21 protein-coding genes are annotated in these 24,209 nt (G+C 33.9%); 10 read left to right on the top strand and 11 right to left on the bottom strand.

Annotation, left to right across the window (positions count from 1 at the left end; translation table 11 throughout):
• Positions 1-108: 108 nt before the first annotated feature.
• A complete protein-coding gene (locus SOI85_RS00480) occupies positions 109-2,607 on the bottom strand; it encodes a glycosyltransferase family 39 protein (RefSeq protein WP_320664276.1) in 2,499 nt (832 codons plus the stop codon).
• 626 nt (positions 2,608-3,233) lie between these two features.
• Between SOI85_RS00480 and SOI85_RS00475 the strand changes: the two genes are divergently transcribed.
• Both SOI85_RS00475 and SOI85_RS00470 read left to right on the top strand, forming a co-directional pair.
• A complete protein-coding gene (locus SOI85_RS00475) occupies positions 3,234-3,767 on the top strand; it encodes a VHS domain-containing protein (RefSeq protein ID WP_320664275.1) in 534 nt (177 codons plus the stop codon).
• Position 3,768: 1 nt separating this feature from the next.
• A complete protein-coding gene (locus SOI85_RS00470) occupies positions 3,769-4,182 on the top strand; it encodes a hypothetical protein (RefSeq protein WP_320664274.1) in 414 nt (137 codons plus the stop codon).
• A gap of 5 nt (positions 4,183-4,187) precedes the next feature.
• Here SOI85_RS00470 and SOI85_RS00465 read toward each other — a convergent pair whose 3' ends face one another.
• Entirely contained in the window at positions 4,188-4,658 is a 471-nt protein-coding gene (locus SOI85_RS00465) for a pentapeptide repeat-containing protein (protein WP_320664273.1), read from the bottom strand.
• 563 nt (positions 4,659-5,221) lie between these two features.
• On the opposite strand from SOI85_RS00465, the gene SOI85_RS00460 reads away from it, so the two are divergent.
• The gene (locus SOI85_RS00460; RefSeq protein ID WP_320664272.1) at positions 5,222-6,859 is read left to right on the top strand and encodes a GMC family oxidoreductase; all 1,638 of its coding nucleotides are present in this window, start codon (positions 5,222-5,224) and stop codon (positions 6,857-6,859) included.
• On the opposite strand, the gene SOI85_RS00455 is transcribed toward SOI85_RS00460, so the two are convergent.
• Together SOI85_RS00455 and SOI85_RS00450 are read right to left on the bottom strand one after the other, a co-directional pair.
• On the bottom strand, positions 6,849-7,112 hold the full coding sequence (locus SOI85_RS00455; protein ID WP_320664271.1) for a DUF2811 domain-containing protein: 264 nt from the start codon (positions 7,110-7,112) through the stop codon (positions 6,849-6,851). The two genes, SOI85_RS00460 and SOI85_RS00455, sit on opposite strands and share 11 nt — an antisense overlap.
• A gap of 409 nt (positions 7,113-7,521) precedes the next feature.
• Complete coding sequence (locus SOI85_RS00450) at positions 7,522-8,568, bottom strand: sirohydrochlorin chelatase (protein ID WP_320664270.1); 1,047 nt, start codon at positions 8,566-8,568, stop codon at positions 7,522-7,524.
• 82 nt (positions 8,569-8,650) lie between these two features.
• On the opposite strand from SOI85_RS00450, the gene SOI85_RS00445 reads away from it, so the two are divergent.
• Together SOI85_RS00445 and SOI85_RS00440 are read left to right on the top strand one after the other, a co-directional pair.
• Positions 8,651-9,940, top strand: a complete 1,290-nt coding sequence (locus tag SOI85_RS00445) for an FAD-binding protein (RefSeq protein ID WP_320664269.1) — start codon at positions 8,651-8,653, stop codon at positions 9,938-9,940.
• 30 nt (positions 9,941-9,970) lie between these two features.
• The gene (locus SOI85_RS00440; RefSeq protein ID WP_320664268.1) at positions 9,971-11,554 is read left to right on the top strand and encodes a SulP family inorganic anion transporter; all 1,584 of its coding nucleotides are present in this window, start codon (positions 9,971-9,973) and stop codon (positions 11,552-11,554) included.
• An 8-nt stretch (positions 11,555-11,562) separates the two neighbouring features.
• On the opposite strand, the gene SOI85_RS00435 is transcribed toward SOI85_RS00440, so the two are convergent.
• From SOI85_RS00435 to SOI85_RS00415, 5 genes are all read right to left on the bottom strand, one after another.
• Positions 11,563-12,132, bottom strand: coding sequence for an alpha-ketoglutarate-dependent dioxygenase AlkB (locus tag SOI85_RS00435; RefSeq protein ID WP_320664267.1), 570 nt, complete (start codon positions 12,130-12,132; stop codon positions 11,563-11,565).
• Positions 12,133-12,169: 37 nt separating this feature from the next.
• Entirely contained in the window at positions 12,170-13,063 is an 894-nt protein-coding gene (locus tag SOI85_RS00430; protein WP_320664266.1) for a homoserine O-succinyltransferase, read from the bottom strand.
• An 18-nt stretch (positions 13,064-13,081) separates the two neighbouring features.
• Complete coding sequence (locus SOI85_RS00425) at positions 13,082-14,410, bottom strand: O-acetylhomoserine aminocarboxypropyltransferase/cysteine synthase (RefSeq protein ID WP_320664265.1); 1,329 nt, start codon at positions 14,408-14,410, stop codon at positions 13,082-13,084.
• A gap of 11 nt (positions 14,411-14,421) precedes the next feature.
• Positions 14,422-15,153, bottom strand: coding sequence for a hypothetical protein (locus SOI85_RS00420; RefSeq protein WP_320665179.1), 732 nt, complete (start codon positions 15,151-15,153; stop codon positions 14,422-14,424).
• Positions 15,154-15,278: 125 nt separating this feature from the next.
• Positions 15,279-16,790: a hypothetical protein gene (locus tag SOI85_RS00415; RefSeq protein WP_320664264.1), complete on the bottom strand. Its 1,512-nt coding sequence runs from the start codon at positions 16,788-16,790 to the stop codon at positions 15,279-15,281.
• A gap of 180 nt (positions 16,791-16,970) precedes the next feature.
• On the opposite strand from SOI85_RS00415, the gene stpA reads away from it, so the two are divergent.
• Positions 16,971-18,227 carry a glucosylglycerol 3-phosphatase gene (gene stpA / locus SOI85_RS00410; RefSeq protein ID WP_320664263.1) on the top strand — a complete coding sequence of 419 codons (1,257 nt, stop codon included), beginning with the start codon at positions 16,971-16,973 and terminating at the stop codon, positions 18,225-18,227.
• A 58-nt stretch (positions 18,228-18,285) separates the two neighbouring features.
• On the top strand, positions 18,286-19,224 hold the full coding sequence (gene arsS / locus SOI85_RS00405) for an arsenosugar biosynthesis radical SAM (seleno)protein ArsS (protein WP_320664262.1): 939 nt from the start codon (positions 18,286-18,288) through the stop codon (positions 19,222-19,224).
• Between the two features lie 11 nt (positions 19,225-19,235).
• Here arsS and SOI85_RS00400 read toward each other — a convergent pair whose 3' ends face one another.
• Positions 19,236-19,697, bottom strand: a complete 462-nt coding sequence (locus tag SOI85_RS00400) for a Fur family transcriptional regulator (RefSeq protein WP_414477792.1) — start codon at positions 19,695-19,697, stop codon at positions 19,236-19,238.
• Between the two features lie 188 nt (positions 19,698-19,885).
• On the opposite strand from SOI85_RS00400, the gene SOI85_RS00395 reads away from it, so the two are divergent.
• Both SOI85_RS00395 and SOI85_RS00390 read left to right on the top strand, forming a co-directional pair.
• Positions 19,886-20,458 carry an isochorismatase family protein gene (locus SOI85_RS00395; RefSeq protein ID WP_320664261.1) on the top strand — a complete coding sequence of 191 codons (573 nt, stop codon included), beginning with the start codon at positions 19,886-19,888 and terminating at the stop codon, positions 20,456-20,458.
• A 131-nt stretch (positions 20,459-20,589) separates the two neighbouring features.
• Positions 20,590-21,606 carry a mechanosensitive ion channel family protein gene (locus SOI85_RS00390; protein ID WP_320664260.1) on the top strand — a complete coding sequence of 339 codons (1,017 nt, stop codon included), beginning with the start codon at positions 20,590-20,592 and terminating at the stop codon, positions 21,604-21,606.
• Positions 21,607-21,622: 16 nt separating this feature from the next.
• Here the strand turns inward: SOI85_RS00390 and SOI85_RS00385 are convergent, their stop codons facing one another.
• The gene (locus SOI85_RS00385; protein ID WP_320664259.1) at positions 21,623-22,624 is read right to left on the bottom strand and encodes an SDR family NAD(P)-dependent oxidoreductase; all 1,002 of its coding nucleotides are present in this window, start codon (positions 22,622-22,624) and stop codon (positions 21,623-21,625) included.
• A 299-nt stretch (positions 22,625-22,923) separates the two neighbouring features.
• On the opposite strand from SOI85_RS00385, the gene crtL reads away from it, so the two are divergent.
• Positions 22,924-24,201 (top strand): lycopene beta cyclase, encoded by a 1,278-nt coding sequence (crtL, locus tag SOI85_RS00380; protein ID WP_320664258.1) that lies wholly within the window; start codon positions 22,924-22,926, stop codon positions 24,199-24,201.
• Positions 24,202-24,209: the final 8 nt, after the last annotated feature.

Below are 24,209 nucleotides of genomic sequence, written 5' to 3'. Positions count from 1 at the left end.
ACATTTGTAGAGTGATACTGGAGAGGCGCCTGAGACTTATGATTTAGATTAAATTCAACTCTTAAAAAATAATTCTTAAAGCTTTTTGCTTTTAGTTTAATAAAGTAATTATGTCTTTTTAATTAAAGCTATTGCTTCAAGAAATTTCGTGCTTTGAATTTTAGCCAAGATCCTCATAGTTTTTAATACATCTATTATATTTGGATCATTATTAATATCTTCTGCACGGTCAATTGAAATTAGAGCTAATTTAGGATTGAATTGATAAATATCAAGAAAAGCTTTTGCTAAAAATACGTATTGGTTATCTATATCAATCTCAGAAATCAAATCTAGGCTCTTAGAAGCAAGGGAAACTTTTTTCTGTAATATCTGTGAAATAGCGAGACCATACAGATAATCTAAGTTATTTTCATCGAGTCTTAATCTCTCATTAAAAATCGCTTCAGAGTTTTCCAAATATACCTGTTCTGGATCCCCTTGATTTAGTTGGCCTGCTTTCGCAAATAATAAGTCTAGTTCTCCATTCCTCAATAAACTCCCCATATTTGTAACTAATTCTATTCTATTTAAAGCTAATCTTTGCTGAGAATAATTAGTAGCTTTAATTTCAACTGAGCCTTCCGATAATAGTTTAGAGACAGGATATATATCTGGATTTAAAAGTGATATTCTAGACCCGAAAAAGTTATCATTTTCTAGAATAATTGAATTCGAATTGAACCTTTGGGTTATTTTAAAACAATCATTAGAATTCTTCAGATCAAATCTAAGCATTCCTTGAGCAACTGACTGATCAAAATTATATTGTCTTTTACTATCTTTCAAATCGATTAGTATATGGCTTTTAATTAAATTTCTTGCCTTGTCTGTTATATCTAGTTGGAAACCACCGGGAATATTTTGAAAATTTAAGATAGGATTATTTCTTGAGCAACTAGATCTAGCAACCTCAATACTAAGTGGCTTACGTCGAAATAAATACGCATAACTTCCATCAGGCAAAAACCATTTTCTCTCTTCAGAAAAAAAGATTGAATCTTTAACAATTTCTGCTATTTTTCTCTCATTTTCGCCACTCATGATCCCTTGATCACCAGTCTTAAAAAGAAACCAGTCAAAATTACTTAACTCATCACTAAAGGATTCTGATTGATAATAAGTCTGTCTTGCTGCAACAAGATTATCTTGTTTTTTACCTTCTGCATCTAGATTAAAGGCATTTAAATATTTTGAATCTGAAAGCACTGCTAATGTAGATAGCTGGTATGGGCTATTAATGATAATAGTTTCAACTATTTGATCTAAAGGCCAATTAACAGATTTAGCAGGAAGGTTTGGAGATAAACCAGTTGTATTTATACCAATACCAAAATAAGTCCAGAAGACACCTGAAATGGAGATAATTATAAGGGCTTTCTTCCAAATAGTGCTCCAGTTAGTTTGGATAGAAGTAATAATAATACCAATTAGAATAAAGAACTGTGGAAGAATAGGTAAAACAAATCTTATCTCTTTTGTGCTCATAAAAATGCAAAGGAGAATAGCTCCTAAGGGAAAACTAATCCACCATATTAATTTTGATGTATCAATAGAAAAATTTATAGAGTTAGATCTAATAAATAACCTAGAATAAATAGCTATTAGAGAACCAGCAGCTAATAATCCTATAAAAAGTGATCCGGTTATTGTAGGCACCATCTTTGGATAAAAGAGCCAGCCATCTAATGAATTAGCCTCTAATCCATCTTGATAAAGTATGCCCCATCTTCTAGCCTTATTGATTGAAGTTATTATCGTTAGCCAATTTTCTGAAAACCAAGGCCAAGCAACAATTAGTGAGCTTAAAATAATAACAAGTGATTGTAATATGCTTTTAGTCTTGAATCTAATTAAAGAGTGAATGAATTGAAGTAAAAATAATATGCTAGATAGCCAAAAGAAAATCAGACCAGTAGGCCTTGTTAAGAAACTAATTCCAATAAAGATACCTGATAAAATAGATGAGACCCATTTACTTAGAAATATTTTGAACCTCCAAAGAGACAAGCAGAGCCAAGTCAAATTAATTATAGAAGCGAGACTTAAGTCAATTAAATAATCAGTTCTTTGTTGAATAAAAACAGGAGATATTGCGCAAAGAAATGCTGCCCATAAACCTGCGTTTCTACTATGAATTAACCGTCCCAAAAAATATGTGCTAAAAATTAATATGCCATTAAAAATTTGATTAGTTAGAATTGCATTCTTATATGTGGTTCCAAATAGTCTAAAAATCGGAGAAGACACTAAATACGTAAAGGGTCCTCTATAACTAGGGAATTTAGCCCAAAGATCATTCCACCAACTTGTTTCAAACAAATTAACGTGATTTAGATATTCGTTTATTTCAAAGGCCTTAGATAAATGGCTCCCTTGATCCCAAGCTGGTGGCAAATTATTCTGATGAATCCAAATGGCATCAAATAAAAAGCAAGCACACCAAATAGCAAATAAACAGATATAATCTACCCTTCCTTTCAGCAAAGACCTGTTAAAACACAATTGATCTATAGACCTTTTTAAAAGGGAGTTAGTTGAAGCCTTAACTAGACATTTGCCTTTCATTAAGATCAATCTTACTTGCCTGCCTCCAGATAAAAGCAAGAATTAAAGATAAAGCGATAAGTGGTAAAAGATTTTTCAAAAAAGAGACTAAAACAATAATGCTAAAGAAAGCAATTCCAAAGGAAGTAGATTTGGGAAGTCTTAAAAGATTCATGGTCAGAGAGAAAGTTGAATTTATGCCGTCTTGGCAAAAGTCATTGAAATCAACTACTTAATACAAAGCTACTGAATTTTTTTTAGGTTGTATAGAGAAAAGTGACAGAAAGAACAATTAAGAGTTACACGATTAACTATTTCAAATTTGATTCTCACGAAATTGATGTTCTGAGATTAGCAAAAAGTTCAGATCAACCTATTAATTTATTTCTAGTAAGAAGAAATGAACGTATATTTATTTGTCCAATTGATCATTATTAGAAACACACACGCCTGTAACTCTCGAAAAAGTCAGAGGCTCTTTAACTGACAGGGAAAGCAGGGACTACCCACAAAGGGCGGAAGCCCCAAGGGAAGGGTTGAGAATCCAATCAAGACAGCAACATTACTATACTCAATCTATACACACTCTGTGAAAGATCTGTATACAATCTATAGACAATGACCACAGATATAGTAGACTTCGAGCAATGGCCCTTATTGAAGTGAATAACTGGTCTAAAGAAAAAGATTCATGGCTAAAACATACCTCCTTAGAAAAAGAGGTCTCTAAATGGGCTATTGATTCTATTGAAAAAACAGAACAGCTAATTCTTGAATATGAAAACATCCCAGAGGAAAACATATCCGCAGAAAGAAAATCTGATAAGAGAATAAAAACGATAAAAAGTATTAGGCAATCTATAAAAAATAATTTCTCTACTAAAGAAAAAAGCTTAGACAATCTCTCCCTTAACTCCCCTAATTCATCAAAACTACAGATTTCAGTTCCTCAGAACCTGAATTATTTGATGAAAGCTTGGGCGGCAGCAGAAGGAAGGGACCTCTCAAGCGTAGCGCTTCAATGTCTTGAGACAGGATTACGTACAATGAAAAGCAAAGGATCAATTCCAACCCCAGCTATTCAAAGGTATGACAAAGCCTGTGAGCAGAGAATAGCTTTAGCAGAGGCTAATAATCTATGGGAAAAATATGAAGGATCAAGTTTAAGTTGGGGAAATTAGTATGGATATTAATCAGAAGAAATATAAAATAAATGTCAAATCTATTTCAACAAAGAGAATGCTTGGAATAGATACAAGTAAATTTAATGGAAGACAAAACCCTAGTGGATTTTTATATACTTATTATAAAAGTAATGATAATACTATTATAATAGGTTATGCAAAAAGTTTAATTGATCTAGAGACAAAGAAAGAGTTGGTTGGCTACAACTTAATTGATAAACGGCCAGGTATTCAATCTGAGTTTAGACTTTTAAAACACTCTTTAAATTTACAAGGTTACCTACAAGATAGTTACATCGATAGTTATTTCTTATCAAAAAATTTAATGCATAAACTTGCTTTACTAGGTTGGCCTATTGGGGATAAAGACAATACAAAGAAGATATATAAGCGTATGATGAAAAATAGTTGAAAATTTTATTCACATCCCAATGTTTCTCTGGTGTTTCTTTTAGTTATAGGATTAAAGCCTTTTGCTGATTGACAAAGTTGGCTTATTTCATTTTTACGGAATGGTACATTCGTAAAGTCCGCACCTTCAATATTTACATCATTAAAACGCGCATTGAAAGCAAACGCATTTTCAAGAACAGAGTTAGTAAGATCAGTGCCATCTAATACCGCAGAATCTAAAGTTACATCTCTTAAATTAGAATTACTTAAATCTGCCTTTTCAAGCTTAGCTCCAAATAAACTTGCTCCTTCTAGATCGGCCCCCGAGAAATTTGCATTTTGTAAATCTGCAAGGTAAAAAGTGGCACCTTTAAGGTCAGCATTGGAAAAATCTGCACCAATAAGAGATTGTTTACCGTAATCCAAAGCACCATAGGAAGGGGTAAAAGGTACCAAGAGTAAAACAAAAAACAATACAAGAAAACGAGTAATCATAATCAAAATCTCCTTCAGAAGAATTTTAGAAACGAGTGATGCTAATGAGAAGCAGAATATTTATTAAAATCTTACTTCTTGAGAGTATCAAAGAAGTTGGAAAGTTTTTAGCACATTATTTACCAGAATAAAATTGTCGATAAAAACAGTTATGAGATCTATATAGTTATGCTTTCAACTAGATGCTGTCTGAGAATTAAGAGAATTTTGAATAGACTTGCTACTAAAAAGAAATATCTCTTTAAGAAAGAATTTACATAAAAAAGTTTGTTTATAGAGATCGATCAGTATTTACCTGGAATAAAAAAGCTAGGTAGCGAAGAGAAGTTAAAAGTTCTTTTGATTCTATTGGTGTTCTTATAAATGATCCAGGGATAGGTAATTCAGGTCAAGAGGAGGTATTTCAACCTGATCAAGAAGGTCTCGAAGATTAGTTTTCCTCTGCGACTTGAAAGATTAGTAGAAGCTAATTAAAATAGGACAAAAGTTAATTACATTGAAAATTTAATTAGTGATATTTAATTAAATGGATTTTAAAGTAGAAAAAAATATAAAATAGGCCTGTGCACTTGAAGCCATTTGAAGTTATTGTTATAGGCTCAGGAGCTACTGGAGGGATAGCAGCATTAACCCTTGCAAAAGCTGGAATAAGAGTATTAGTTATTGAGGCAGGACCTCAGTTATCTCTTAAACAAGCTTTTGGATCAGAGCCCCAAAATACGTTCAAAAGGCTATACGGTCTAATAAGTGGAGAACATAGAAAACAATCTCAGCATCCTGGCTTCTGGAAAACAAATCCTTTGCTATATGCCAATGAGAAAGAAAATATCTATGAACATCCAAAAGATCGTCCTTTTATTTGGACGCAAGGTCGGCAAGTAGGAGGGAAAAGCCTCACCTGGGGAGGTATCACATTAAGACTTTCTGACTATGATTTCAAAGCAGCCAATCATGATGGTGTAGGCGAGTCTTGGCCTATTCAATATTCAGACCTATCTTCTCATTATTCAAATATAGAAAATCTACTTCGAATTTATGGAAATAAGGATGGACTCGATCAATTGCCTGATGGAGAATATGTAGGTAAAAAGCCTTTCACAAAAAGTGAAAAAGTATTTGCTGGAAGAACTATTAATAAACTTGGTTATCCTGTAATACATTCAAGAGGGTTTGAAAGTAATAATTCAAAGACTAATAAAGATTGGCCAAGGTCGAGCAGCCTAGGTAGTACTTTAAAGATAGCAATTGCTACTGGTAAAGTTCAATTACTCAGCAATCATATTGCTGAGAGATTAATAATGAACGGCAGTGAAGATAAAGCAAAAGGAATAATAGTAATAAACAAGGAGAATAGTAGTCGAATTAAGTTAGAAGCTAAATTAATAGTACTTTGTGCCTCAACAATTCAAACATTAAAATTCCTTTTAAATTCTGAAAAGGCTCATAATGAAGAAGGCTTCGAAGACACTTCTCAAAGCCTTGGATGCAATTTAATGGATCATGTATCAATATGTAGATTCTTTAATCTTTCAGGTCAAGGAATCGATCCTCTTGAAAATTCTGGCGAAACATTGTCTGGAGCTGGAAGCTTTTTTATACCATTTGGTAATAAACCAAATATTTATGAACATAAGGGTTTTAATAGGGGGTATGGGATATGGGGAGGTATTGATAGATTTGAACCACCTTCATTTTTAAAGTATGATAAATATTCAAAAATTGGATTTCTTATTGGGCATGGAGAGGTGCTCCCTAACAAAAGTAATAAAGTAACTCTTTCAAATAAAAAGGATATTTGGGGTGGGTATATTCCAAATATTGATATCAAGTGGAGAGAGAATGAAAATAATATGGTAGATCACATGTCTAAAACTATTGAAAAAATAATTGTTAGCTCTGGTGGAAAGATGCTTCCATTAAACAAAATTATTAATTTTCCTTTTTCAAATTTAATTCTGAATAATGCCCTTGCTACCCAACAGAATGCGCCTCCTCCAGGCTATTACATCCATGAAGTAGGAGGAGCGCCAATGGGTTCTTCTGAGGATAAAAGTGTTGTTGACAAATGGAACAGACTTTGGAGATGTAAAAACGTTTTAGTGGTTGATGGAGCGTGCTGGCCTAGCTCCTCATGGCAAAGTCCAACCCTGACAATGATGGCAATCACAAGAAGGGCCTGCTTAAAAGCAACTAAGAACTAGATTGAGCGAACAAATCATTTAAATATTTTTCTGTCACAGCCCTATCGGAACATCCATTTTGATATAAGAAATTAGCCAAAGCCGAACTCATTAGTCCACATTGATCATAGTTAGGGTGAGACTCTATAAAGTCATTCATTCCGTTATAGAGTGACTCTGGTATTTCGGTTTCTAGGCTCATATATTCTCTATTTGCTTCTAAGGAAAGTTTATGGGAAGACGTTTCAGAGCTTGAGGCTTCAAAGTAATTCATTCAATTAATACTTATCTATAGAGGTAAGCTTCCTAAAAATTCACTAAAGAGTCAAAGATAAAGAAAATCTGGACAAGAATTTTGAGACGGAATAAGACTCGCCTATTACCAATGATTTATTAAAGGTATTCAATCTAAATGAAAAAATAACTAACAATCAAGCCTTGCTGATATCAACTTCAACTCAAAAGACTTAGGAAAACTTAAAAACCACAGTATTAAAGAGATTGCTTATCTAAATACAAGCTTTAAGTGGAAAACAATCCTGTATCTGTGAAAAAAGCTGGGGAAAACTCATTCAGCTCAAACGATAAGTAATTCTTATCATTAAAGAGTCTCTTAGGACTCATTGAGAAAGAGACTGCTGAGTTTGATGATCTTTCCATCTTTTTTTATTTTTTGCAGTTATTTAATAGCGAAGCGTGACAGGGCCTAAAGGATGCTCTGCATTTGGATAAGGAGGATGATGACTATGTCCAGGCATTAATCCTGCTCCCTCCGTATGATCATCAAGTGCTTTATCGCATTTGCATCCCGAGCGAGTTCCACAAATCTCACAATATGAATTAAGTCCTTCTACATGATGATGATGGCTTTCTTGAACGGTCCCAACTTCACTTTCAAAACCCAACAGGTCAGATCTATATTTGCAAAGAGAGCAATTCATTAAATTATTTCCAATTAAGACTTCCTCAAGCCTTTCTATGAAAGTCTCTACAACAAGATTATGACTGGACAAATAGCTTGCATTTATAAACTGAATTTCGGGATTATCATCTGCCACTTTTTTCGTATATTTTAAGATTCTATTAACTAGCACTCCTGAAAAAAGAAAATATGGAAAAACTATTATTCTCTTGTAGCCCAGTCGGATTAAGTGTCTTAAGCCAGGCTCTACAAGAGGAAAGGTTACTCCAGAGAAAACAGTCTCTCCCCATCCCAGGCCTAACCCTTCAACCAACATTCTTGTTATTTTAGAAACATTAGAATTTGCATCAGGATCAGAAGAACCTCTGCCAACAACAACTAGTAAGGTTTGATCTACTGCTAATCCTGGGTTTAAGTCACTTGCTTCTTTTATTCTTGCTCCCGCAGCTCCAATCATTAAGCTATTAATACCTAGTTCTCTTCCATAGTCAATCTTAAGTCCTGTTTTTTCTGAGTATTTCTTCAACAATGCAGGTATATCATTTTTCGCATGTCCAGCCGCAAAAAGCATGGCAGGTATAGCTATTACTCTTTCTACTGATTGGTTAAGAAGTTTATCTAGGGCTTCAGTTAAAACAGGTTTTGCAAATTCTAAATAGCCATATTCGACAGGTATACCAGGCAAATTTAATTTTATTTTACTGACTAAAAAGGCAAATTCCTTTATTGCAGAATCATGTCTGCTTCCATGACCACATATCAAAACACCTATTCTAGAGTTGTTACTTTGTAGTAAAGCAGATTTCACAGTAAGGAGGGTTTAGCAATACCTTATAACTATTAAAGATAATCCAAGGGCAAGCCAAGTGTTATCCATTTTCTGAAAAGACGTGAGAACTTCTAATAAAAGTGACTTCAAAGTTCCAAACCAATTGGCTTCAGATAGCTCTAATTTTGGAGTATTAAAAAAAATTGACCCAAAATTAATTAAGAATATAAGTACAAATCAACTCAATCCAAAACCTCTTTTAATCTGCAGTGGTGGTACAAGTAGTCGATGTGCTGCTGATAATTTATGGACCCTAGATCTGAGAGAAAACTATCAGCAAATAATTTTTAATAAAACTGATAATTATGTTGATATTGGAGCAGGTGTAAAGATGGGTTCTCTTTTAAACGAGTTAAGCAAATATGGAAGAAGTTTCCCAACAGGTTTATCCGGGCAAACAGGTTCAGGGTATTTACTAACAGGAGGAATAAGTCCAATTAGTAGGAATAAAGGATTGGCAATTGATCGAATTACTAAAATGACAGGAATATGGGGGACAGGCGAAAAAATAAATATCTCCAAACCAAATGAATTATCAACTTTTGAAGAAAGATTAATATGGAGAGGTTTGCTTGGAGCAGCACCTTTCTTAGGAATAATTACTAATATCCAACTTCAAACAGATAAGATGAAACCGCTATTTATTACTGAAGCTATTATTAATTCAGATCAATTAGCAGAAGGCATCTATCAAGCTGAGTCATGGCCAAACAATGCCAGTTTTAACTGGATTTGGAAAGAAAGAATAAAAGTTTATATTGTTATAGAAATTGAGAGAATTAAAGAAGTTGAAAGGGCTAAAGAAATAATAGAAAAGTTACCTTTTTCAAAACAATGCAAAACTGTAATTAAAAATGGTCTTAAAGATAAACCTGATTTTGCCCTTAGCAGCAATATTTCACATCAATCTATAAAGTTCCATAATGAAGTAATAGGTTTGCTTGGTGGTAATTGGAATAAAAATTCCGATAAGTTAATAAATTCACTTAATAGGTTAATGGCACACAGGCCTTCCCCAGAGTGTTATTTAGCTTCTCAACAATTAGGTGGAGCTACAACTTTTATAAACAAATCTGCCAGCTCATTTATGCATAGGAATGCTATTTGGAAGCCATGGATTTCAGGCGCATGGATTGCTGGTGACATAAAAGGTAGAAGCAAAAGCCTTCATTGGATGGAAGAAGTCTGGAAAACACTTGAATGTGTATGCCCTGGTATCCATCTTGCGCAAATGCATCCACATCTACCTTGGCATGAAAAAGAATTGAAATTAGCTTTTCTAGATTGGCTTCCAGGGTTGCAAAATCTAAAATCTAAATACGACCCTCAAGGACTACTGCCTCCTCTTTGATATACGGTCGTTAATAGAAGAAAATTAAAAATGCTCGCAAGATCAAAAACAAACAACCTTAACCAATGGATTGGTAACCCAAGTAAAGATGTTTTATCTGGACTGGTTGTTGCTTTTGCAATGATTCCTGAAGCGATTGCTTTCTCTGGCATTGCAGGAGTGGATCCACAAGTAGGCCTTTTTGGTGCTTTCTGTCTATCAATAACTATTGCGCTTGTAGGTGGTCGAATGGGAATGATCACCTCAGCGACTGGTTCTACAGCTCTTTTAATGACAGGTGTAGTTGTTACCGGGGTAAATACTGGGCAAGCAATGGGATTAGACGAATTAACTTCTCAAGCATTAGGTCTCTCTTATTTAATTGCGGCAGGATTACTTACTGGAGTTTTTCAAATTCTATGGGGATACTTAAGACTCGCTTATCAAATGCGTTTCGTTCCGCAAGGGGTCTTAAGTGGATTTGTAAATGCTCTTGCATTATTAATTTTTCAAGCGCAATTTGAACAACTTGGAATACAAGATCACTATGGAAAGTTTCTTGGACCAGTAAAAGAGCAAATAGTTGAAGTGTGGCTTTTAGTTGCTCTAGGGCTAATAATTATTTATGGCCTTCCTAAGTTGACGAAATCAATTCCTTCTCAATTAGTTGCAATAATTGCATTAACAATAATTTCTATAGGGTTTAATCTTGATATTCCAACTGTAAGTGACCTTGGAAAATTACCAAATGGACTTCCAAATCTAAGTCTTCCATTTGGTTCCTTTGGAGAAGGAAAGGTTCCTTTTAACCTTCAAACTTTTGGAATCATATTGCCAACAGCTCTGGCCATTTCCCTTGTTGGTCTTATGGAGACCTTTCTCACTCAAGACATACTCGATGATATGACAGATACCAACTCAGACAAAAACAAAGAAGCTAGGGGACAAGGAATAGCTAATTTCATTTCTTCACTATTTGGAGGTATGGCTGGATGCGCACTAGTTGGGCAGTCTGTAATGAATACTGAAAACGGAGGAAAGACAAGACTTTCTACTTTGTCCTCAGGCATTTGCTTGCTTGCAATGATATTGCTCTGCAAACCATGGCTTGAACAAATCCCAATGGCCGCATTGGTTGCAGTAATGATTACAATTGCAATAAGTACAGCCGATACAAATGGTCTAAAAAATATTAGAAAGATCCCTAGAAGTGATACCGCTGTGATGTTAATGACATTTGCTGTAACGATGCTAACAAAACCTCATAATCTTGCTCTTGGAGTTATTGCTGGAGTTGCACTTGCAGGAATATTATTTAGCAGGAAAGTAGCTAAAGTTATAAATGTAAGCGTAAAAGCATCGAGCAATGAAGAGCTGATTTATGAGGTTACTGGTCAATTATTCTTTGTAAGTAAAATATATTTTCTACAGGGATTTAATGTTCATGAACACCCTTCAAAGGTAACAATAAATATGACTAATGCACATATTTGGGATCAAAGTGGAGTAACTGCTTTAGATCAAATTATAAGAAAAATCAGTCAAGGAGGTTCTGAAGTAGAGGTTGTTGGGCTCAACAAAGAAAGTCTTGATTTATTTCAAAGATTAGGTGGACAAGAGCAATCTCATTTTTAATTATTTGTTTATTTATAGCATCGAAAAGTAAGGTTTATTCTAGAACTAATAACCTTTCTTCTTAGAGGTATTGAATGAAGCCATTCTTTCTGGCAGTCAGGGTACATAATAAAAAGATCTCCTCCCTCAAGCTTTATCTGATGTTTCTCTTTGATATACCGGTGCTTAAGAAAGAAGTCTCTTGATGTTCCCAAAGAAAGCGAAGAAATAGGCATAGTTGGATTAAGTTCTTTTTCATCATCTGAATGCCAACCCATTTTATCGTTTCCATTTCTATATAAATTCACTAGGCATCCATTAAAGTCACTCTTACTAGCTAAACAAACATTTTTCAGAAGTGGAAGGAACCACTTAGGCCAGCCATCGGATATATGAAGCAAACCGCTATAACGATATTTAATGTTTTCTTGTCCAATAAAGGCTGTTTTTCTTGGAACTAAATATTCTTTCCCATAAACCTTTATTTTAGGTTGAGACCAATCTAATTTGGAAAAGATTTCTTTCTCCCATTTCTTAGATTCTTCAAAATTCATCCAACCTTTAATTAAATTCCAAGGATATTCTTTTTTATTTAACATTTAACTTCGTGCAACTTACTTTTTATTATATTTTTAATTAAATATTAAAACTTACACGCTGATAGCAGAACCAGAGCCATTGTTGAAAAAGTAAGTTTCTATGTGATCGCCATAAAGTATGAGTATGTTCAGAATCAAAATTTTCAGGTGGAGGTACATCTCCTCTTGCTTTATCTCTTTCCATCTCTGATAACAACCTTGCAACGTTATATTCTGGATGCCCAAGATGCATTAATTGCCTTTGGTCAGTCGTCTCGAAAATTGTATATCCAACTTTCTCTCCATAAGAAAGAAGTCTTAAACGTCCTTGTCTTTGAGCCTCTTCCATTGCAAGATCAGGCAAGCCTGCATACCTACTTTGTGGACACAAGAACTCATCGTCCTGATTGCCCATCAAAGGGTGACCTGGTACTAAACTTCTCATAGGAAAAACTCCAAAGAGCTTTTTCTTAAAATTCTCTTTATCAACGCCTGCCAAATATGCGAGGGCAAAGCCTGCCCAACAAAGCCCAAGAGTACTAGCGCAACAATACCTAGCTTCTTCTATTAACTTAACCAACTCAGGCCAATAATTTACGGACTCAAAAGGTATATGTTCAACTGGAGCGCCAGTAATTATTAAGCCATCCAAAGGCTTCGGAGACATTGCTTCTTCCCATCCAACATAAAGATTCTCCAAATGAGATTGATCCCAAGTTTTATAAGAATGAGATTGCAGTTTTATCCAGATTGGCTCTATCTGTAGAGGGGAAAGGCCAAGCGGATGAAGAAGGTTGAATTCATACTGCTTCCCCAAAGGCATTATGTTTAAGATCCCAATTCTCAAGGGTCTTATATCTTGTCTCTCTGCTAATTCCGGCTCAATCCAAGAAATGTGATTCCTTTCAACCGAAGGAATCTTGTGATAACTCCTAGGAAGAATTAGAGCCATAAAAAGTTATTTTTAGAACTAATTAATTACAGATAATGCTTGATCAAAATCTGCCAAGATATCATTAATATGCTCTATGCCTACTGATACTCTAACCATTGTGGGAGTTACTCCTGCTGATAGTTGTTCATCAGGAGATAGCTGCTGATGAGTTGTTGAAGCTGGATGAATAACTAAAGTCTTTGCATCTCCTACGTTTGCAAGATGACTTGCTAGTTTCAAAGAGTCGATAAATCGCACGGCATCATCATACCCCCCTCTTAAAGAGAACATCAGCATGCATCCCATACCTCTATCAGTAAGATATTTTTTAGCTTGTTGATGATAGGGGTCTGAGGTTAAACCTGGATAACTAACACTTAAAACTTTTGATTGCTCGCTTAACCAATTAGCTAGAGCCATAGCATTAGAACAATGTCGTTCGATTCTTAAACTTAAAGTTTCTAAACCTTGTAAAAGCAAGAAGGAATTCATAGGACTTAACGCAGGGCCCCAATCTCTCAAACTTTCAACTCTTGCACGCAATGCAAAAGCAATATTTTTGTCTGAGGGTAAACCTAATAAATTACAAACATCACTTCCAAATCCAAATGCATCCCAATGAACAAGTCCATGGTAAGCATCACTAGGTTCAGTCATAAGAGGGAACTTCCCATTGCCCCAGTTAAAAGTTCCTGCATCAACAATTATCCCTCCAAGGCTTGTTCCATGACCTCCTATCCACTTGGTAGCACTTTGGACAACTACGTCAGCACCATGCTCAATAGGCCTAATTAAGGAACCGGCACCACCAAGAGTATTGTCGACTATTAAAGGTATATTATTTTCTTTTGCTAATGCTGATAAGCCCTCAAAATCTGGAATATTAAATTTAGGATTCCCCATTGATTCAATATAAATAGCTTTTGTATTTGAATCAATTTGAGAAGCAAAGCTACTTACATCATCTCCCTCGGCAAATTTTACATTGATTCCGAGACGAGGAAATTGAACTTTAAATTGATTGTATGTACCCCCATAAAGAAATGAAGTAGAGACAAAGTTATCTCCTGCTTGCATACAATTTGTGATCGCTATGAATTGCGCAGACTGTCCTGAAGCAGTTGCTAATCCAGCGACTCCGCCTTCTAGTGCGGCAACTCTTTTTTCGAAAACATCAGTAGTTGGGTTTTGAAGGCGAGTATATATATTGCCAAATTCCTTTAATCCAAAAAGGTTTGCCCCATGTTCAGCATTATTAAAGACATAAGAGCTAGTTTGATAAATAGGGACGGCCCTTGCATTTGTGGCAGGGTCAGGTGTCTGGCCAGCATGTAATTGAAGAGTTTCGAAGTGCTGTGAACTCAAAGGACTAAGGACTAACTAATATCCTTTTTAGCTACGGAATTTAATTTTGGATTCCAGTCTTCAGGAGGCGCTGTTTTATCTGTATCTGACAAAGACGGAAATCCATCCTTAATGGCAGTTATAAGTAACTTTCTAACTTCTTTTCGAAAACTCTCAGCAACCAATCCATTTACTACTGGGTAATTTTGATCTTCAGAAGAGACATCTTCTCTAAGAGGCTTCCAATTCTTATTCTTGGATTGATCTGGATCAATGGATTTAAGTGGCTTTTCAAAATCAAATTTGAATAAACTTACCTTTTCATGATTTTTTTTGGAAAAATTTAAAACCAATTCCTCTCTAATTGGTTTTAAAGATCTAGCTTTAATCGTATCTGGCAACCCTAAAACAGGCTCATAAAAATCAAGTATTCGGATTTCCTCCTCAAGGATTATTGCCCATAAACCTCTTGATTCATCTGGAACATTTAATTCACCTTCAGCTTTATTCATTGCTTCTAGGTAGAAATCAAGCCATCTATAATAGGATTTTTCATTAATTAATTTTCTAACAGAAGCTTTTGCTTTCGAAATAACTGGCAATGCAGCTTCGGCCTTTCTCAGAAACTGTCTATCTTCTCTCTCTAAATTTATCGCACCCCATCTTTGCCTGTATTCCCACAGCTCTGTATAACGGTAAAGATCATCCTGAGACCAACCAAGTGATTTCAGCTCATCTGCTCTATGTGTTAATTCCTTAGCCACATCAAAAATTACGTATACATCAAATCGTAGTCGGCATTTGTACAGTATGGGAATCGACAAAGCTTTTAGATTAGCAATCCCATAAAAACTCTTAAAAGCACCAAAAACATAAAAATTTCAAAAATTCAAAGATGTTGCTCAATAATGTTCATAGCTTTAAAGTAGGGTTGACTATTTGAGTTATTAGGAATATTGAATGAAGTATAAGTATTATTATTAGTTAAAGAGTTATTTTTAGAAATAATTGATTTAACTATTAATTTTATAGCTTCATCATTCTCAAGATTTGAAATAGCATTTGCATATTTCCTGCTATGAGAAGGTCTAACAGATTCCTGGCAAAAATTAGAAAGTTGCCTGCTCTCAGTCATAACTTTATAAAAAATATCTTTAACATAATCAGAGCCGAGAATGCACATATATAAAAGATTTATCATTGATGAGTCATGAAACTCAATCAAATAGCTTTTCTTTATTTGAGGCCAATACTTTAATGATTTAATACCTTCTAAACCACCTATTTTTAAACTAGAATTCTCACACCAAACTATAAATTCGTTTATATCTAATGGACATCGTTTAAGCTCATTCATCTTTTCAGCAAGTACTTGACCAGCCTGGAAGTTTCTTGTTGGTTTACCTGAGACTGGAAGCATCATGCTACCTCTTACATCCGCTACCATCGCTGTTAATTGCGAGAAAGTATGATCTCTTACCTGTTTTAAGTCTCCATCTTTTAATAAAGAAGCTTCAATATGTTGTACTCCATAGCCAAGTTCTGTAATAGGAAAATATTGATCTTTATATAATTTGTCAATATCTTTACGACACATTGATACTGTTGCAGCTTGATCTAAACATTGATCTAAAAGTAAAGTCAATATTGTGGGCAAAAGTCCTGGGTTATCTTGATGATAAGTATGTGCAAAACCTGCAAAGATAGAGGATATGTTCTTAGAAGCTTTTATATATTGTCCCTCTAAATTATGAACACCAGATGAGACTTGAATATTTGGTGACAAAGAGTCAAGCATTTTTGCTCCTAACATTGCAGTTAATGCATCCGGGTGACAGAAATTAGCCGTAAAGCTATCAAATTCATTAAGTAGTGCTCCATGTCTATGAAAACCCGAAAAGAAACCAAGATTAGACTCTTTCTCACAAAGAACATATGACTTATTTAAATGACTATCGTTACAGAATGAACCAACCAGGCAAGCTATTACAACCTGATCACGATTTAACTTTTTTCTTAGTTCTAAAGTATCTCTAAGGTCCGATTCAATATGATTGCTATTAGAACTTAGGATTACAAGTTCACAATTTAAGATAAGGTAGGAAAGTGTATTTTTAGTATAAACACCATTACTAAAATGATTGGATATTCTTTCAATCTTATTTAAGTATATTTCGTTCATTCCTTCTAGCGATTCCTTCGAGAAAGCTCCTAAGATTTCCCTACCTGGTCTAGGTGCAAGTAACAAGTTTTCAACTTCAGTTTGCATAACACAGTTATAAGCTAGTGATGCGGGATATAAACCAATACTGTAAAAACCTACCTTACTTTTATTGAGTTCTCTTATACGTTCTGAAAGAGAAGTCTCTGTATAGGGTTCCTTAAAAAAACTGTTTTGCATAGAATTATGCCTAAAGTGACTATAAGCAAATAAACTCTTCCTAATGAGAGTCTTTTTAACATAGGAAGGTTAATAATCCTTACTTTACTACAAAATTAGAATTAAAAATCATTTAATTGTACAAGTTAGAAAATGAATAAGTTAATATGCTCTTAATGCTAGGATTGATATAATCATTTAATGGTTCTTTCAGATGATGATTTTATGTCAAAATTGATCAATATAAAAAATACAGTTGAAAGTATAATCAACGAAAATGAAATATTAATAATACAAGACATTGATGGTGTCTGCATACCTTTAGTAAAAGATCCTCTTAATAGAAGAATAGATCACTCATATATTTACTCTGTTTCTAATTTGAAAGGAGAGTTTTATGTCCTTACCTGTGGCGAGCATGAAGGAGAAAGAGGGGTTAATAGAATCATAGAAAAATCAATAGGTTCAAAGACAGAAGCCACAAAAAAGGGTCTATATTTACCAGGGCTGGCTGGATGTGGTGTGGAATATCAAAATAATTTTGGCGAAATTTCCTTACTTGGGATAAGTAATGAAGAAATTGATTTTCTTAAAAATGTCCCCTCAAAGATGAAAAAGTATTTAACAAAAGAACTCAGCAAAATATTTCCTAATATAGAACCAATCAAAATAAAAAAATTAATTGATGTTGCGGTCTGCGATACAAGATTCACTCCAACAATTAACTTTAATGAGATACTTAATATTGCTGAAGGAAAATTAAACTTACAAATAGAGTTACAGCAATTAATGAAAAGAATAATGGAAAAAATTATTAATTCAACAAAGGGTACTTCACTTGAGAAATCTTTTTCTCTTCATCTTATGCCAAACCTAGGAAAGGTTGATAATGTAGAGATAATGAAGGGGGCCAAAACTCACGATATAGGGACTACTGATATACAATTCATAATTAATGGAGCAGTAAAAGAGTCAGGGTTACTGGTTCTGCTAAATCAGTACATTTTCAATAAAAGTGGTAGGTATCCATTTGGGAGTTCATTCAATGTGAGAGAGGCGCCTAAATCAGAAGAGGATTTAATTAATCTTTGTCTTAATAGAATCAAGCCAGATGAGATGCCTATGTTAATTGGAGTAGGTGATACTGTAACCTCAACTTGGAATAAAGAGTTAAATATGTGGCAAAGAGGAGGAAGTGACAGGGGTTTCCTGTCATTAATTCAAGAATTAGGTAGAAAGTACAATAAAGAAAACAAGATTTTGTTTGTAAGTAGTGGGAATAATGAGGTTCCAAGACCCAAAGTAAACTCTACAGATTTAACAGGAGTAACTGATAAGAATGATAATCTTAGGTTTAACTCTGTGCTAACAGGCGGACCTGCTGAATATATAAAATGGTTTAATATAATTGCAAGAGAGAGATCAAAAAAATTAGACAAGAATATTAAATTTCGATAAAATTAAGAATTTTAGTTTTATTGTATATATAAAATATATTGGAATTTTAATTAATCTTTTGCAAATAAAAAGATTTCCTCAAATAAGTCGAGAAGGTTTAGAAACTCTCCAGATAAATATGGGTTATAAGTGTAACCAAGCATGTTCACATTGTCATGTTAATGCAGGTCCAAATAGAACAGAGATGATGGATGATCATATAATTTCGATAATACCAAAGGTTATTAAGATTTATGGTATTAAAGTATTAGATATGACGGGAGGTGCCCCTGAACTTCACCCGAAATTTAAACAATTAGTTATAGAGGCTAATAAGCTAGATATTAAAATAATAGATAGATGTAATTTAACTATTCTGACTGAGCCAGGTCAAGAGAGCCTAGCAAGTTTCCTTGCTAAAAATAGAGTAGAAGTAACTGCTTCATTACCTTGCTATCTAGAGGAGAATGTAGACAAACAAAGAGGGAGAGGTGTTTTTGAAAGAAGTATAAAAGGTTTAAAGCTGTTAAATTCACTAGGCTATGGGAAGGAGGGAAGTGGTCTAATATTAAACTTAGTATTCAATCCTATTGGCCCATGTCTTCCACCTGACCAAAAAAGATTAGAAGAGGATTATCGTAAAGAATTACATAATAGATATGGAATCTCCTTCTCTAAATTATTAGCCTTGGCAAATATGCCAATAAATAGATTTGCAGACTACTTAAAAGTAATCGACAAACTAAATGATTACGAAAACTTGCTAAAAGATAACTATAATCCAAATAATCTATGTGCTGTGATGTGCAAGAAATCAATAAGTATAGATTGGAATGGTAAGATTTATGATTGTGACTTTAATCAACAATTAAAACTTAATCAAATAGCTGGGCCAATAAATATTCAAGAGCTTATTGAGAAAAAGTTTACTTTCGAAGGTAATCCAATATCAGTAGACAATCATTGCTTTGGTTGCACAGCTGGAAGTGGCTCAAGCTGTGGAGGAGCTTTGAGTTGAAAGAATATTACCTAAATACAGCTTGGACAAATAGCTCTTACATTAAGTGTCGATTCAATTAATTTAAAACCAAGTTTTTCAGACGCTAGTCTTCCAGCTTGAACAACCTGGTTACTTTCAAATTCTTCAGTCCTCCCACACCTAATACAAATCAAATGATGATGATCAGGATGATCATGACTTAATAACTCAAACCGATGACCACCTTCACTAAGTTCGAGCTCATTTAAAAATCCCATTTGAACCAATAACCGAAGAGTTCTATATATAGTTGCCAAAGAAACTCGTTTATTTAATTTTAAAAGTTCTCCATGCACATCCTCAGCACTTAAATGTATCCCAGAACCTATTCTCTCAAATAAGTCTAAGATTTTTCTTCTTTGGGAAGTTAAACGCTTGCCATCCTGATGGAGACCACTCTCCAAAGGAGTTGAGAAAGCTTCATAAGAGGTGTTTACAGACAACAGAATCATTTCTCTTTCTCAATACTAGCTGCTAATGAGAGATCCGAAAGATATTTAGATGAATCAAACAAGAGTCTTGAAATGAATACTTTGTTTCCTTGAGCATTTACGTAATTAGTCACTTAAATTCTCATATTATTTACTAAAGTTTCTCACAAGCAAGATTCTCAAATTCCTCCTCATCCAAAATACCTAAAATGATTTCACCCAGCGAATCTATCCTAATGAACGAAACAAATACATTGATAGTAGTAGTGGATGTTCAAGAGAAGTTGATTGAGGGTATTCTGAATCGAGAAAAGTTATTATGGAATATAGATAAGCTATTAAAAGTATGCAGTATACTTGATATAAATACTATATATAGTGAACAAAATCCCACAAGATTAGGTTCTACAGTAAAAAGACTTATTCCTAATGAAAATTATACTAATATCCATAAGATGGAATTTAGTTGCTACAACAAAATCATTAGGAGTGTAGAATTAACTAAATATGAGAATATACTTATATGTGGGATAGAGACGCATATATGTGTTCAACAAACTTGTATTGATTTTTTAAAGAATGGATATAAACCATTCATTGCAGTTGATGCTGTTAGCAGCAGAAAATCAATTGACCACGAAACATCACTAAAAAGATTAGATTCTTGCGGAGCTATATTAACTACAGTAGAAGCAGCAATATTTGAACTATGTAGAACTGCTAAAAGGAATGAATTTAAGATCATAAGCTCTCTTGTTAAGGAGGTTTTCCAAGAGAAATAATTTAGATATGCCCATTTTAACGTTTTCTATTAATAAAGAAGTGAGTTGATTAGGCTTTTATTGAATCTTTAATATAAGCTAGCAAAATCTAATTAATACGGCAAAGTAGATGGTATCAGGAAGTTTATCAAATGAATGCATTCACTAAAGAGTTGATAATAGCTATAGGGATATTTATCATTGGGAGCATAATAACATTAGTCTCTTCTGCTATATCGAAGAATATTTTAAGAAAGTTCACCCTTCGAACAAACAATAAAATAGATGACTACATCGCCAAGTCTTTAATCGAAATAATTAAACCACTAGGATTTCTGATAAGTTTTTTTATTGCATGGGCAAGCATCCCAATTACTGAAACATTGGATAATTTAGTTCTTGGCTTAATTAAATTTATTTGTTTAATACTAGTAATTAGATTAATCAATAAAATTAGTCAGATAATCATAAAAGAATGGTCGATAAAAGTTGATGATAAATCTATCAGTACAATGCTTGCTTCTATTAGTCCAATGATTAGGGCTATTACATGGTGTATAGGTATTGTTTTCTATCTTCAAAATATGGGTGTTCAGATGACGGCAGTCTGGGCTCTACTTAGTGCTGGAGGAATAGGTGCTGGCCTAGCTCTAAAAGAACCTGTTCAAGAATTTTTTGAATATATAACTATTCTTTTAGACAAACCATTTCAAAACGGTCAATTCATTCATATTGAAGGTGTCTGGGCAAAGGTAGAAACTGTAGGGGTACGTTCAACACGGCTAAGAAGTATTAATGGAGAGATAATTGTAATGAGTAATAGCAGACTAACTAATGGAGTAATTTCAAATTATGCCGAAATGAATAATAGAAGATTAGTACACAAATTAGGAGTTGTATATGAAACTTCTCATCAAAATATGATTAAGATACCTGAGGTTATTAAAGATATTGTTGAGAATACTGAAAATGCAATTTTTGACAGATGCCATTTTATAAAATTTGGCGACTTCAGTCTTGATTTTGAACTCGTATACTTCATTCCTACTAGTAACTACATTCAAGCAATGACAGCACAACAAAATATAAATCTAGGAATTATGAAGAAGTTTGAGGAGCAAGGTATTGAATTTGCCTTCCCTACTCAAACTCTTAATTTAAATAGATAAGTTCTAAATATATATTTTAAATTTCTGATTTAATTTTAAGTATTTCACTAGTAAGCTCCCATAAATCTCTAGCCAAAATATCGCTAGAGGCTTGTAAACTAACTTTCTCTTCTTGAAATGATTTAGTTCCTGGCCTCAAAATTTTATTACTAATATAACTAAAACCTTTTTGGTTATATTCTGAATCAACTGATAATTTAGAGAGTAATTCACCTGCGTTTTTTGGTGTCTCTGTAATACTTAATAGATCTCTAGCAATAAAAGCAAATATTCTTTGACCGAACTCATTATACTTCCTACTATAACGAAAGAAACCATCATTACCTTTAGGAATAACCAATCCTGGCGCCCAAGCTATGATAGGAATTTCCTTACCTTTATCAGACAATCTCCGATAAAGTTCTCGAGCAAATAAGATATTACATAGTTTACTATCTTTATAGGCCTTATCCGCATTGAAATTAATATCACCATCCAACATCATAAAACCCTTACCAGACCTAAGTCCTTCTAAATTCCCAATATCTGCAACTTTTCCAACTCTACCTCCTGGCGACTTTGGATTATGTACTTCTGAAGCTGTGATTATAATTCTTGGAGAAGTTGATCTGAATAACAATGGAAGTATTTTTCTGGTTAAGTAATAATGACTTAAATGATTTACGGCAAAAGTTATTTCGTGACCATCAACTGACCACATAGGGTCTTTTGATCCAGTGTATTGCATTCCCGCATTAAGAATAAGAGTATCTATTTCATAACCTTCTGAAAGTAATTCTTCCATCAGTTTATTTAAGGTTGATAGGTTAGATAAATCTGCTATTTTAAAATCAATTTGTTTATAGAAATCTTTTTCAAACTCAGGTTCTCTAGAAAAACTTGATAATGTCTTACTTAATTTATTTTGATCCCGGCATAAAATAATTAATCTGTGACCTAGATTAATTAATTTAACTGCAGCTTGATAACCTATGCCTGAAGTAGCTCCAGTAATTAAAATATTCCTAATGTTAGACATTTCTAATAATTTAAATAGTTTAATTCATTAGATTATAAATATAACTGATAAATTTTAATTTGATATGAACATGTTTCTTCTTTAACGTGCTTGTTCCAGTCGCTCTATTGAGATAATGAATAAATCTAGTAACTAAAACACATTTATTTAGTTTTAGACGTGCTGACCAGGTTAATCTCTACTTATTAGAAGAGGGTTTTCAAAAATGATTGGCCAATGGTGCCAAAAAACTCTAATTATCTCTATGACTTTTGTTAAAGGGGTACAAGAATGTACTGCAAGAAGTTTTAGGAGAAGAAATGGACACTAATGCACGAATTGATGCATTAGTGCTTGGTTGCGGCCCAGGTGCATTATCTATTGCATCTGCTCTAGGCAAAGAAAACCTAAAAGTAGGAATACTATCTGAAACAGAGCCTCATAAACCTTGGCCATTTACCTATGGTATTTGGGGTGAAGAAGTTGATCAGCTTGGATTGTCTGATCTTCTTGAGCATAGATGGAGCAATACAGTCAGTTTTTTTGGTGAAGGTTCAAAGCACAAAGGTAACAATAAAAATTTCCCAACTAATCACGCCAGAGATTATGGGCTTTTTGACAAAGTAAAGCTGCAACAATATTGGATTAATCAATGTAAAAAGTTTCTAGTAACTTGGCACATTGGTAAGGCTATAGATCTGAAAGTTGATACTGATATAAGCACTGTTACTACTTCAAAAGGGTTAGAACTAACAGCAAGGTTGATAATTGATGCAACCGGATATAAGCCTGCTTTTCTACAAATACCTGATGAAGGGCCAATTGCTGTCCAAACTTGCTATGGAATAGTGGGTGAATTTAGTTCACCTCCTGTTGACGAAGGGCAATTCGTTTTAATGGATTATCGATGTGATCACCTTACTTCAAACGAAAAATTAGAACCTCCAACATTCTTATATGCTATGGATTTTGGAAGCAATAAATTCTTCTTAGAGGAAACCTCACTTGGGCTTGCACCACCATTATCACTAGAAGTACTTAAATCTAGACTGAATAAAAGACTTGAATACCGAGGAATAAAACTTACAAAACTTGAATACGAAGAACTTGGGGTTTATTTACCAATGAATATGCCGATACCGTCTTTAGATCAACCCATTCTAAGTTTTGGAGGTGCGGCTGGAATGGTTCATCCAGCATCTGGCTACTTGGTTGGAAGTTTACTTAGAAGAGCACCAGTGCTAGCGAAAGCTATTGCGAAGTCAATGGAAGAGAAGTCCAATTCACCAGAGAAAATTGCACAAGAAGGCTGGAAAGCCCTTTGGCCAAAGGAACTTATTAAAAAAAAAGCTCTTTATACTTTTGGTCTTGAGAAACTAATGCGTTTTGAAGAGTCTCAACTAAGGGAATTCTTTATTCAATTTTTCAAACTTCCAAATAATCAATGGTATGGATTTTTAACCAACACATTAAGTCTGAACGAACTGATTAATTCAATGTGGAGTATGTTCAAGAAAGCACCCTGGAGTGTCAAATGGGGGCTAATGGCAATGCAAGGGAAAGAACTCAAATTGCTTTGGAAGTTTATTAAACCTTAAAAAATAAA

This window comes from Prochlorococcus sp. MIT 1223 (genome assembly GCF_034092465.1).
GTDB lineage: Bacteria > Cyanobacteriota > Cyanobacteriia > PCC-6307 > Cyanobiaceae > AG-402-N21.
This window is presented reverse-complemented; position numbering and strand designations above follow the sequence as displayed.

Coding starts and splice junctions, on each gene's coding strand:
- SOI85_RS00480 (WP_320664276.1), bottom strand. CDS start 2,607: ATGAAAGGCAAATGTCTAGTTAAGGCTTCAACTAACTCCCTTTTAAAA.
- SOI85_RS00475 (WP_320664275.1), top strand. CDS start 3,234: ATGGCCCTTATTGAAGTGAATAACTGGTCTAAAGAAAAAGATTCATGG.
- SOI85_RS00470 (WP_320664274.1), top strand. CDS start 3,769: ATGGATATTAATCAGAAGAAATATAAAATAAATGTCAAATCTATTTCA.
- SOI85_RS00465 (WP_320664273.1), bottom strand. CDS start 4,658: ATGATTACTCGTTTTCTTGTATTGTTTTTTGTTTTACTCTTGGTACCT.
- SOI85_RS00455 (WP_320664271.1), bottom strand. CDS start 7,112: ATGAATTACTTTGAAGCCTCAAGCTCTGAAACGTCTTCCCATAAACTT.
- SOI85_RS00440 (WP_320664268.1), top strand. CDS start 9,971: ATGCTCGCAAGATCAAAAACAAACAACCTTAACCAATGGATTGGTAAC.
- SOI85_RS00435 (WP_320664267.1), bottom strand. CDS start 12,132: ATGTTAAATAAAAAAGAATATCCTTGGAATTTAATTAAAGGTTGGATG.
- SOI85_RS00430 (WP_320664266.1), bottom strand. CDS start 13,063: ATGGCTCTAATTCTTCCTAGGAGTTATCACAAGATTCCTTCGGTTGAA.
- SOI85_RS00415 (WP_320664264.1), bottom strand. CDS start 16,790: ATGCAAAACAGTTTTTTTAAGGAACCCTATACAGAGACTTCTCTTTCA.
- stpA (WP_320664263.1), top strand. CDS start 16,971: ATGGTTCTTTCAGATGATGATTTTATGTCAAAATTGATCAATATAAAA.
- SOI85_RS00400 (WP_414477792.1), bottom strand. CDS start 19,697: ATGATTCTGTTGTCTGTAAACACCTCTTATGAAGCTTTCTCAACTCCT.
- SOI85_RS00395 (WP_320664261.1), top strand. CDS start 19,886: ATGATTTCACCCAGCGAATCTATCCTAATGAACGAAACAAATACATTG.
- SOI85_RS00390 (WP_320664260.1), top strand. CDS start 20,590: ATGAATGCATTCACTAAAGAGTTGATAATAGCTATAGGGATATTTATC.
- SOI85_RS00385 (WP_320664259.1), bottom strand. CDS start 22,624: ATGTCTAACATTAGGAATATTTTAATTACTGGAGCTACTTCAGGCATA.
- crtL (WP_320664258.1), top strand. CDS start 22,924: ATGGACACTAATGCACGAATTGATGCATTAGTGCTTGGTTGCGGCCCA.